Origin of the sequence: Kribbella sp. NPDC059898 (genome assembly GCF_042730855.1) — a bacterium.
Taxonomy (GTDB): Bacteria; Actinomycetota; Actinomycetes; order Propionibacteriales; family Kribbellaceae; genus Kribbella.
On record NZ_JBHWKR010000009.1, the window covers coordinates 351,004 to 362,504 of the forward strand.

General features: G+C 68.4%; 7 protein-coding genes and 1 pseudogene. 4 read left to right on the forward strand and 4 right to left on the reverse strand.

The genetic code is table 11. The features are described from left to right. The first annotated feature begins 83 nt into the window (after positions 1-83). Positions 84-1,640 carry an acyltransferase gene (locus tag ACFV9C_RS27955; protein WP_380198262.1) on the forward strand — a complete coding sequence of 519 codons (1,557 nt, stop codon included), beginning with the start codon at positions 84-86 and terminating at the stop codon, positions 1,638-1,640. On the opposite strand, the gene ACFV9C_RS27960 is transcribed toward ACFV9C_RS27955, so the two are convergent. Beyond that, complete coding sequence (locus tag ACFV9C_RS27960) at positions 1,627-2,385, reverse strand: response regulator transcription factor (protein WP_380198263.1); 759 nt, start codon at positions 2,383-2,385, stop codon at positions 1,627-1,629. The genes ACFV9C_RS27955 and ACFV9C_RS27960 overlap by 14 nt on opposite strands. 259 nt (positions 2,386-2,644) lie before the next feature. Here ACFV9C_RS27960 and ACFV9C_RS27965 point away from each other — a divergent pair, with 259 nt between their 5' ends. After that, positions 2,645-3,970: an FAD-binding oxidoreductase gene (locus tag ACFV9C_RS27965; RefSeq protein WP_380198264.1), complete on the forward strand. Its 1,326-nt coding sequence runs from the start codon at positions 2,645-2,647 to the stop codon at positions 3,968-3,970. A 100-nt stretch (positions 3,971-4,070) separates the two neighbouring features. Further along, positions 4,071-5,174, forward strand: a complete 1,104-nt coding sequence (locus ACFV9C_RS27970; RefSeq protein WP_380198266.1) for a hypothetical protein — start codon at positions 4,071-4,073, stop codon at positions 5,172-5,174. On the opposite strand, the gene ACFV9C_RS27975 is transcribed toward ACFV9C_RS27970, so the two are convergent. Further along, positions 5,104-6,372, reverse strand: a complete 1,269-nt coding sequence (locus ACFV9C_RS27975; protein ID WP_380198267.1) for an MFS transporter — start codon at positions 6,370-6,372, stop codon at positions 5,104-5,106. The two genes, ACFV9C_RS27970 and ACFV9C_RS27975, sit on opposite strands and share 71 nt — an antisense overlap. An 11-nt stretch (positions 6,373-6,383) precedes the next feature. Further along, entirely contained in the window at positions 6,384-6,971 is a 588-nt protein-coding gene (locus ACFV9C_RS27980; RefSeq protein ID WP_380198268.1) for a helix-turn-helix domain-containing protein, read from the reverse strand. 173 nt (positions 6,972-7,144) lie between these two features. Here ACFV9C_RS27980 and ACFV9C_RS27985 point away from each other — a divergent pair, with 173 nt between their 5' ends. Beyond that, a complete protein-coding gene (locus ACFV9C_RS27985) occupies positions 7,145-7,510 on the forward strand; it encodes a hypothetical protein (protein WP_380198273.1) in 366 nt (121 codons plus the stop codon). 2,224 nt (positions 7,511-9,734) lie between these two features. Here ACFV9C_RS27985 and ACFV9C_RS27990 read toward each other — a convergent pair. Next, positions 9,735-11,501 (reverse strand): annotated as a pseudogene (locus tag ACFV9C_RS27990) (hypothetical protein); the annotation flags it as partial.

The following is an 11,501-nucleotide window of genomic DNA, read 5'->3' on the forward strand; positions in this document are numbered from 1 at the left end:
GGAAAAGTGCTCATGTCAGACCGGAGATTAGCAGCGGCCTCCCCGGCCTAGCGTTCACCGGGAGATTTGGATAGCGTTTTCCCATGTTGCCGAACGAGCCGTTGCGCCTCGATTTCCTGCCCTGGGAGTACGCCCGGAAGGCCTCCGCCGCCGAGCGCGACCGGCAGTCCGAACGGCAGGCGCGGCTCGGCGGGTCGGTCTCGTTGGCCGCCGACGTGTATGTCGCGGAGTCGGCGGCGGTGTACTGCGACGACCTCCGGATGGGGGAGCGTTCGTACATCGCCGCGCACGCCTACGTCACCGGGCGGATCACGCTCGGCTCGGACTCGACGATCAACCCGTTCGCGGCCGTCCGCGGTGTGGTGACGATCGGCGACGGCGTCCGGATCGGCGCGCACACGTCGCTGCTCGCGTTCAACCACGGCACCGCGCCGGGCGAGCCGATCTTCACGCAGCCGCACACCGCGCTCGGCATCACGATCGGCGACGACGTCTGGATCGGGTCGAACGTGACGATCCTGGACGGCGTCACGGTCGGCCCGCACAGCATCATCGGCGCCGGCGCGGTCGTCACCAGGAACATCCCGGCCAACTCGGTCGCGGCCGGCAACCCGGCTCGCGTCCTCCGCTCGCGGACAGGAGCATCCATGTCAGGTGATCTGCCCACTCTGCTGACCGCGTTCGCCGCGAAGGCGCGCGCGCAGACCGACGACGTACTCGCGCGCTGCTGGGACGGCGCGCGCTTCGTCGACCGTCCCGGTCCGGAGCGCGCGCCGGAGATCCGCCCGTGGTGCGACGCCGTCGAGATCGCCGACCTGCTGGTACGCCGTACCCCGGCCGGCCACACGCGCGACGACCTGGTCGATCTCCTCCGCTCGTCGACGTCCGAAATCACTGTCCTGGAAGGCCCTACGAACTATCACATCCTCTGCGTCGGCTACGCGCTCCGCCTCCTCGGCAGCGACTTCGAGCACCCGATCGACACCAGCTTCGAGGTCGCGGAACTCGACAAGTTGCCCTGGGCAAGAAGAGCCTGGACGGCGGGCTCCGGCATCGACTCGCTCGGTACGGCGCTGGCGCTGCAGAACGGCGGCGTACCGGGCCATCTCGAGCTGCTGATGGGCTGGCTGCACACCCGCGTCGACCCGAAGACCGGGATGTGGGGATCGCCGCATCCGGACGACGGCCTGCTCCAGATTGTGAACGGTTTCTACCGCCTGACCCGCGGCACGTACGCGCAGTTCGGCCTCCCGCTGCCGTACCCCGAGCAGGCCGTCGCCACAGTGCTTGCGCACAGCAACGATCAGCGGATGTTCACCGGCGACAACTACAACGCCTGCAACGTACTCGACGTCATCCACCCGCTGTGGCTGGCGCGCAAGCAGACGTCGTACGGCGAGGCAGAGGGGCGTCGCTGGGCCGAGCAGCAACTGCGGGCGATCCTGCCGCGGTGGGTCGACGGCGCCGGGTTCGCGTTCGCGCCGGACGGGACCGACGACCGGGCGATCCCGGGGTTGCAGGGGACGGAGATGTGGCTGGCGATCATCTGGCTGCTGTCCGACTACCTCGGCGTGTCAGACGCGCTCGGCTACCGCCCACGAGGCGTCCACCGACCGGAGCCCCTCGTCAGCCTTCGCTGAACCACCCGTCCGCTCCGACGTCCTGACCGAGCCGTCCGGCATAGTGGTCGAGGAACAGCCGTGACGTGAGCTCTCCTCGTGACGACACACCCATCTTGTCGAACACCGCCTTGACGTGGTCCTGCACGGTGTAAGGAGACAGGTTCAGACGCCGCGCGATCTCGTTCGTGCCTGCGCCGCTCAGCACGTGCTGTACGACGGTCTGCTCCCGTTCGGTCAGTCCGTACGCTGCGACGATCAACGGGATCACCGCGGCCGCACCGGCCGGTTCGATCGTCACGGCGATGTCCTGCGTGAGCCCGTTCGGCCCACGGACCTGGGCGGCGTGAACAGTCAGCCACTGGCCGGACTGGCTGCGGAGCCGCATTCTAGGGACTTGCGTGGCCAGTCCGGGTACGCCGCGCGCCGCTGACACCACGATGGCGACAGCCACGGGCAGGCGGTCCCAGACCGCACCACCAAGGTCGGTGATCCGCTCCTCGGCGGCCGGTGTCGCAGAGACGATCCGGTCGGTTGCGTCGACGATCACGACGGCCGCACCGCTGTCCTGCCGCTCAACCTCGGCGGTGATCAGTCCGCGTCGCAGTCCACGGGTCAGCACCGGTTCGAGCCGGTGCATGAACCCGGCCTCGGCCGGGGAGAACCCGGTACGCCCGAGCTCGCGGTAGATCGTGTAGAAGCCCCACATCCGGCCGCTGGATCGCATCGTGCCGCGCATCTCGTGCCGCAGCCCGGTCTTCGCCACCACGTCCCGGTGCCGGGCGCTCAGCTCCGGCCGGCCCCAGGCAGATGCCGTCGTTCGGGATCGCCCGCTCCAGCAGCTCGATCGCCGTCAGTCCGAAGTCCTCCCAGGACAGGCCGGCCACCGCGGCCGCCTCGATCCCGGCCCGCGCGGACTCCGCGTGGTAGGTCTTCACCGTTCCAGTGTCGCCCGCGACGGGTCACGCAGGCATCCCAGAAACCAGGGGTACCGGTACGGGCCGGTTGGCGGGATGGTGGTGGGCATGTTCGAAGACTTGCAGCAGGTGCTGACTGGACGGCTCGTGACACCGGACGACCCGGACTGGGAGCAGGTCAGGCGTGCGTGGAACCTCTCGGTCGACCAGCGGCCTCGTGCGGTGGTGGTGGCAGCCGGCCCGAGCGACGTCGAGCACACGGTCGCGTACGCCGGTGCGCACGGGCTGAAGGTGGCTCCGCAAGCGGGCGGCCATGGTGCCACCCGTGCGTTGGACGGGACGATCGTCGTACGCACAGACGCACTGGACGACATCTGGATCGACTCGGATGCCCGGGTGGCGCGGATCGGTGCTGGCGTGCGCTGGGGAGCCGTACAGACTGCGCTGGACGGTACGGGATTGACCGGACTGCCTGGCTCGACCGGGAACATCTCCGTGGTCGGCTTCTGCACCGGCGGTGGGTCCTCCTGGTTCTCCCGGCCGTACGGGAGCGGTGCGGCGAGCCTGCGGGCCGCGGAGATCGTCGATGCGGCCGGGGAGCGCCGATGGATCGACGACGCGTCCGACGCGGACCTCATGTGGGCGCTGCGCGGCGGCGGTGGGAACTTCGGCGTGGTGACCGCTGCGGAGGTCGATCTGCATCTGGCACCGGCGATCACCGGCGCACGGTTGATGTTCCCGATCGAGCAGGCCGAGCAGGTGCTCACGGCGTACGGAAAGGCTACGCAGGAGGCGGCGTCGCAGGTGACGCTGTGGGCGTACCTGGTCCACTATCCCGACGTACCGGCGGTGCCGGAGGGCGTACGGGGCAAGTCGTTCTGCATGGTCGACGGGATGACGCCGTACCAGCCGGAAGCGTTGGAAGCGGCTCTCTCGACAGTCAGGGCAGCGGGCACGCCTGTGAGCGACACGGTGCAGTCACTGCAGCCCAGCGGCGTCGGAGAGTTCAACTCGGTGCCGGCGCCACCGCAGGCGCTTTCGCTGATCACCAGTACGTTCGACGAGCTCACACCGGACCTGATCTGCACCTTGCTCGAGTACTGCGGTCAGCCATCGTTGATCTTCCAGGTCCAGGTACGGCACCTCCGCGCCAGTGCTGACGCCGAACGCCCTGGTGTGGCGGCGACTGACCCGGCAGCGCAGTACATGCTGCTGGCTGTCTCGATCGTGCAGGACCCCCAGGCGATCGCCGTGCTCCAGAAGTTCCAGGAGGCGCTGACTCCGTGGCATGCCGGTGACATGTCGCCGACCGGTCTGTCTGCGTGGGGCTCGTTGGACGACTGTTACAGCCCGGCGGACCTGGCCCGGTTGCGGGACATCAAGCAGCGGGTGGACCCCGATGACACGTTCGTAGGGAACTTCCGCCTACCCTGACCACGTGGACCCCCGCACGCGCCGACTGGTGACCTCCCTCGTACTGGCAGCCTTGGTCGCCATCGTCGTGGTGGCAGCCTTCCTCCGGTAACGTCACCGCATGACCACCTCCGCCGGTGAACGTTCGTCGTACCTGATGCGGGCCGGGATGGTCCGCAACGTGCGGTCGGGGGAGCACCTGACGACGTTCGTGGTGTCCGGGGTGGCGACGGTGCTGATCACGCGGCTGCTGCTCAGCCTGAGCGGGTACCCGCAGATCGGCGGCAAGGGCCTGCACATCGCGCACGTACTGCCCGGCGGGCTGCTGATGTTCGTCGCCATCTCGCTGCTCCTCGGGTACGTCGGCCCGGTGGTCCGGCCGGCCGCGGCGACGATCGGCGGGATCGGGTTCGGGCTGTTCATCGACGAGGTCGGGAAGTTCGTCACCTCGGACAACAACTACTTCTACAAGCCGACCGCGGCGATCGTGTACATCGTCTTCGTCCTGATCGTGCTGGGTTTCCGCTTCCTCACCACCCGGCGGCCGATCGACCCGCGGGAGGAGCTCGCGAACGTCATCGACCACGCCGTCGAGGGTGTCGCGGGCGGCCTGTCCCGCCGCCGCCGGGCGGAGGCGTCCGAGCTGCTGGGCCAGGTGCCTCGCGAGATCGGCGGCCGCCGGGAGACCGCCGACCTACTGGCGGCCTGCCCGCCGGACGAGGTGGAGCTGGCCGCCCCGGTGGACGCGGCCTGGCAGGCGGTCCAGCGCGGCTTCGAGCGGCTGGCCACGCACCCGAAGGCCCCGACGGTCGCGGTCGCCGTACTGGCCATCCAGGTGGTCGGTGAGCTCGTCATCGCCGCCGTACTGGGGAACGGGCTCAACACCCTTCCAGTGCTGGGCGTGACGGCCGGGAGCTTGCTGTCGGCAACCTTCACGGTGCGTGGTGCGCTGGCGTTGCGGAAGGCCAACCGGGCGCGGGCGGTCCGGCTGTTCGAGCTGGCGGTGCTGGTGTCGTTGCTGATGACACAGGTCTTCCAGTTCGCCGCTACGCAGTTCGCGGCCGCCGGGGGGATGCTGCTGGACCTGGTGATGCTGGGGCTGCTGCGGGCCGAGCGGGACCGCATGCGGCGAGCGGTGGACGACAGTGCGAAGGCTAAGACGCACCGGCTGCCACCGGGGCCGGATCTGCCGCCGTTCCCGGAGGACCCGTCGGATCCGGTGTAGCTTTCCAGCTCTCGTGGCGGCCGATCAGCACCGGCGACATGGTGGCGATCAGATAGATCACACCACCTGCCAGCAGCGCGGGCGCCAGGCCGATCGCAGCGATCGCCGCACCGGCCGCCACACCTCCCAGCGGTACGCCGGTCCAGCAGGCCGCGTTGGACAGCGAGTTGACCCGGCCGAGCAGGTGACTGGGGATCCGTTCGACCCGGATCGCACCTAATACCGGGTTGATGAAGCCGGCGCCGATGCCGCCCACGGCGTACACGGCCATCAACGCCCACACCGGTGCATCGGTCGCCATTGCCACGAAGCGCGGGGCGCCGGCGATCAGGAAGGCCAGCGTGAACACGAGCTTGCGCGGTATGCGATCGCCGATCGCCGACGCGAGTAGGGCGAACGCCGTTGCGGTCACGCCGAACGAGGTGAGGATCAGACTGGTGTGCCCAGGCCCGTAGCCGTGTTCTTTGATCCAGACCGGCAGTAATACCGTGCTGGTCGCGGCGTCGAGCAGGTTGGTGACGGCAATCATCACGACCAGCGGCAGCAGCAACCTGTCGCTGCGGAGGAACTGCCAGCCTTCCAGCAGGCGCCGCCCGTACGCCTCCTCGTTGCTGACCGGCTGCCCGTCCTGCTTGGGGATCCAGCGGGCGATGAGTACGGCGCAGATGCCGAACGACGCGGCGTCGATCCACAGTGCGTTGACTGCTCCGACCAGCGTGATCAGTCCGCCGGCCAGTGCGTACGCGAAGAAGCCGGCCAGGCGTTCCGTCGTACTCTCCAGGCCTGTCACCCGCTCGAGCGGGACCCTGGCGGCCCGGGCGATGTCCGGGATCAGGGTCTCCTTGGCGGAATCCCCTGGCCCGCGGAGCGCGCCGGCGACCGCGACAAGCGCCAGCAGCGTTGGAAAGTGCAGCAGACCGAGGGTGTGCAGGAGTGGTACCAGGGCAACCACGCCCGTACTGGCGGTGTCTGCCAGGACGCTGATCCGACGGGCGCCGACCTTGTCGATCATCGGGCCGCCCACGGCCTTCACGACGACCAGCGGCGCCATCTCGGCCAGGGCAACCAGACCGGTCTTGACGGGCGAGCCCGTGGTGATCAGTACGAACCAGGGGATCGCGATGGCGCTGACGCGGGTGCCGCAGATCGACACCACGTTCGCCACCAGGAACGCGACCAACGGCTTCGATTGCCTCACTGCTGGTCCTCCTACCGCGTCTCGCGAGGGAACGCCTGGATCTGGACGGTCACCTGCTCGGCGCCGTCCGGCAGGGGAGCGGTCAGGTCGGGCGTCTTGTACTTCTCCAGAACCGCCAGCACCTCGTGCATCATCGCGTCGAGCTGGTCGGCGCGCAGGTGGAAGAAGTAGTCCGACAGCACACTCGCGTCCCGCCAGTCCGCCGGCATCGTCTGCATCGCGTCGATGAAGCTGAAGATGTTTTCGGCGTACGTCTGCCCGACACCGTGCAGGAAGCCCAGCGCCAGCTCCGGCTCTTGGTCCAGCAGCTCGGCCTTGTCGAACTCGGTCCCCTGATGCGCCGCCTTCCACCACCGGTCGCGCGCGTTGCCCCGGCTGTCGTCCTCCGCCACCAGCCCGGCCTCCGCGAGCTGCCGCAGGTGGTAGCTGGTCGCCCCGGTGTTCACCCCTAGCCGCCCGGCCAGCGTGGTCGCGGTCTGCGGCCCGTACACCCGGAGCAACCCCAGAATCCGGTTCCGCATCGGATGTGCCAGCGCCCGCACCAACTCCCGATCCAGCCGAACCGTCCGTGGCGCCTCGTTGCTGCTCTTGTCGCTCATGACACCGACTCTACGACTGCAAAGACTCTTTGCAAAGAGTTTTTGCAAACTGGTTGTGCGATCGGTTGTCCACAGCTTCCAGATCGTCTGCCGAGGTGCCGCGGATCCGGGCATCTTCTCTGCCGACCAGATCCCTCAGGACCGAAAGAGGAACCCCAGAGATGATGCGCGTGATGCTCGACGAGGCCGACTACTGCGACGTCCCCGCCGACCTGATGACCTTCGACAACGGAGCAGTGATCTTCTGGCAGAAGGGCGAGGAGGTAGGCCGCCACCGCCAGTCCCGGATCCGATCCCTGGAGCCCATCAACCCCAATTCCATGACCCGCAAGATCCAGAAGGCCCGCCAAACCGCCCCCAACGCCTTCCGCCAGTGGACCCCCGAAGACACCGAAACCCTCACCGACATGTACAACAACGGCGCCTCCCTGGAAGACCTCACCGAAACCCTCGGCCGCCAGGAAGGCGGCATCATCTCCCGCCTGAGAACCATCGGCATCCTCGAAGAAGACCCCACCCCAACCACCCCACCCGCCTAGCCCGCCAGCCGTACATGCAAAGGCCGCCGCCCCAACCGATGGATCGTCCGCCCACGTGAGGCGCCTGCGAGACAAGGCGAGCGACGACTGTCCTTCCAGCCGCCTCCGCCGGCGCGCAGAATGCATTGCAGTGCGCGGGCCTCGGCGAAGCATCTATTTTCCGCGGGGGTGTGCGTGGAAGGCCGCCGCCTCGGCTGCTGGCTTCCAGTGGACGTGGGGTGCTTGCTGGATGGAGTGGGCGGCGACTGTCCTCCGGCCGCCTCCGGCGGCGTGCACGAGGCGCCTCCGGCGCAGTTCTCCGGCGAAGCAAGACGTGGTTCGGGGTGTGTGTATGTGTGGAAGTGCCGCCAGGGCTGCTGCCTTCCCCTGGGCGAGGGCTGCTTGCAGGGCACCGGCGACTGTTTTCTGGCCGCCTCCGGCGGCGCGCAGGAGGTGCCGCCGTGCGCGGGCCCCGGCGAAGCATCCCCATCCGCGGGGTGTGCGAGGAAATGCCGCGGCCTCAGCTGATCGGTCCTTCGTAGACGTGAGGTGCTTGCGGGGCGGAAGGGGTGGCGACTGCTCTTCTAGCGGCTGTCGGCGAAGCATGAGGTGGTTCGCGGGGTGTGCGTGGAAAGGCCGCCGCCTCGCCTGCCGACTTCCCGTGGACGTGGGGTGCCTGATGGATGGAGCGGCGACTGTCTTCCGCCACTTTGGCCTCGCGCAGGAGGCGCTGCCGGCGCTGACCGTCGGCGAAGCGTGAGGTGGTTCCTGGATACCCGTGGAAGGGCCGCCGCCCCGATCGGTATGCCGCCGCCACTGAGCGGATGTGGGACTGGTGCGGGAACCGCGACTCGGGCTGACTGCGGCGGCGCGGAAGGTGCAGCCGGACGCATCCGGTAGTGAAGTACGACATGGCTCAGGGGCGCGCGAGGAAGCCGCCGTCTCGGCAACTGGTCTGCCCGTGGCCGGGGTGAGGGAACGGAGAGCTGGCGACTGTCTCTCAGAGTCGCCTGCGGGATGCAGACGTGGTGTCGGGTGTGGGCCCTGGGCAAGCGCGGGACCGCCTTGCGGGTGAGCTGGGAGCTGCCAGCTGCAGTTGAGCCCAGCTGCCGGCGTGCCGGACGTTGTGGAGTGCGTCTGACGCCGCGAGCCCGTGCCGGCATTCCGACTTCGTTGGCCGTGGTTAGAAAGCGTTGTCGGGGTACGGACTTCGGCGAGGCGTGAGGTGGTTCGCCGGTGCCAGTAGCGGTCCGCCGTCTTGGATGCTCCGTCTTTGTCCATGTAGGCCTTACCCGCAACGATTTGCGGACCGTGTTATGACCTCCTCCAGCGTTGCGCGGCATGGCGTACTTCGGGTGCGGGCCGGCGGCGAATCACGAGCTCGTTCGGACGGGCGCCTGAGAGGACGCATCGGGCGCGGAGCGGTCCGTCGTCGTGGGTGCGGCCGGCCCGGGCGTACCGCACTGAGTGCATGCCTTCTCAGCCCGGGCAGATGCTGGCGACGGCGAGCAATTGGTTGACGGGGCCAAGGAGGTGCTGCTGGTTGCGTACCTCCGGCGGATGCACGGGGTTCGCGAGGTGGGACGCAGAAGGCTGATGTGTCGCCTGCCGATCCACCTTCGTCCTGGTGTGGTCGTGGGTTAGACGCCGGCGGCGGATGGTCTGCTCCACGTGATTGCGGGCGTGCTGGAGATGCTGCCGGGCATGCGCCTGCAGCGACCTGACCGCAGTCTTGGTTGGAAGGCTGGCCGGATACCGGCGCTCCTTGGCCACGCACAGGTTGTCGGTGAATGCTCGGCTTGAGTCACGCGACTGGAGCGAGCTCTCGTGTGACAGCTGATCGTGGCCATGTCTCATCGTTGCCACGTGTCGCCGGAGTCGACCTGCCGACCATGTCACGTCTGAGAGTGACGGCTCGACTCAGCAACGGGGCTGTGTTGCTCTGTCGAGGTGTTGTTCTGAGGTGGCGGGATGTCAACGGGAGCACAGAGTCCGGGGCGAGGAGTTCTCGCATCCATCGGGTTCGCAACCCCTGGGGATGCAGAGCAATGGGCGTACCAGGCGAGCGACTCTGCTGTGAGGCTGGGCAGCGTTGTCTGCCTCCCGTAGACCCTGTGGCCCGCGAAGGATCCTGTCGTTGCAGGACCACCCGCAACTGTGACTCGCAGGGATTGACGTGGCGGCTCTTCATGGAGAACGAGCGGGCTGGATTGTCGGCTGCTGGTGCGGTGGGATACCTGCAGCCTCAGTCCGTGGCGTCGCGATCTACGGGATCTCCCAGGGGGCTCGCCGCGGGCAGACCGAGTGACAGCGGGTGGGTCCCGGTGTGGTCGACCAGGAAGGTGAACCCGTGGGGACTGATCCACTCGATTCCTCCGCCGGGCAGCCGCCTGTTGCGCCAGCCGCCGAAGGTCTTGGCGCGGTGGTGGAGTCGTCCTTGCGGTATGAGGTTGTCGACACTGGTCTGCCCCGCCCGTCCGGGCGGCGCCGGCGCCGTTGTTCGTCCGGGTGGCCTGGCGTCTGGAGACAGACCTCTCCGGCTGTCCGGTGCTGGGGAGCCGGATCGCGCGACGCAGTCCGATCGGCCGGCGCCGTCCAGGTCGTTGGAGGGATCGGGGCTGGTGTCTGTCTGGTTGCTGGGGTCCTGGCCGGTGTGGTTCTGGCTGGTGTGGTCGGGGGTGCGGGCGTGCTTGTACGGCGTGATGTGGTCAAGGTCCATCGAGGCGGTGGATTCACGACCGCCGTAGGGGAACATGTCGACCGGATGGCGTAGTCGTACTCGTTCGCGGATCCGGTCGGGGATCTCGTAGCAGTCGACGCTGACCTGGTCGTGCAGGTCGATCACCGGTTTGACGATCACCTGGTCGTGGCCGAGCAGTTCGCTGAGTTGGCTTGCCAGGAGTGGGCCGAGGTCTTCGGTGCGCAGTACACCGGTGCCGGTGGCGAGGGTGTTGTCGGTGAGATGAACGTAGAGGGTGTGCCGGTTCCGCCTGCCCGTGCCTGCGCCTGCGCCGGGCCCGTTGCTGTGGGCGTCGCGTTTGATCGCAGCCAACCGCGCCTTGAGCGTGTCGGCGAGCGCCCGCCGCGTGAACTCCTTGCCCTCAGCACCCGCAGCATCCACAGCACCCCCAGCACCCGCAGGTCCGTCGACTCTCGCGGCACGCTCAGCCTGCTTCTCGTTGTCATGGTCCATGCCGTACGCATCGCCCGCATCGCCCGCGTAGTCCGCGTCGTCCGTGTTGGGTCGACCGTCGACGTCGCGCGTGCCGTCGGTGGCAGGCTCGTCGTCCACGTTGCCGGTGTTGTTGATGTCGTACTCAGCGTCCGCATCGCCGGTGTAGTACCCACCGGTGTAGTACCCAGCGGTGTAGTACCCAGCGGTGTAGTACCCAGCGGTGGCGAACGTGGCGTTGTCAGGGTGCGTCTCGTACGTGCCGGGCTCGCTGTCCAGATCGTCTGCGGGGTTGGTGGCGTCGGTGGCAGGGGCCTGGCAGTCGTCGCGGTAGTCCCGGTCGTCGTGGTCGGCTGCGGTCGGGATCTGGTCGGCAGCCGTGTGACTATGCCGGGGCGCACGTGGCTCGGGCTGTTCATGCGGCTCAGGCTGCTCAGGTGGCTTGAGGATCTCGGCCGCGGAGGGGGCGTCTTGGCCATGGGTGCTGGTCTCACCCTGGTTGGTTCGGGTGGTGCGGGCGAGGTGGCGGGCGAGTTGGAGGAGGCGGTCGGCGGCGGCGGGGTCGGCGAGCCAATCGATGGCCTTCGCGCGGCGTTCGTCGAGGGTGTCGGTGTCGCCTAGGGCTTTCAGTGCTTGGGCGAGTTCGTCGACGGTGGCGTCGAAGCGGATGACGGCGCCGGTGGCGGCGCGGATGAAGATGCGCTTCGTGCCGTGGTCGTCGTCGGGATCGGACTGCGCGACGAACACGCCGCGGGTTTTCGCGGCGGCCTCGGCGGCGGCTTGGGCTTGTTCGGGGTCGGCTTGCCACAGGGCGGCGGTGACGATCTTCTTCAACCGGCC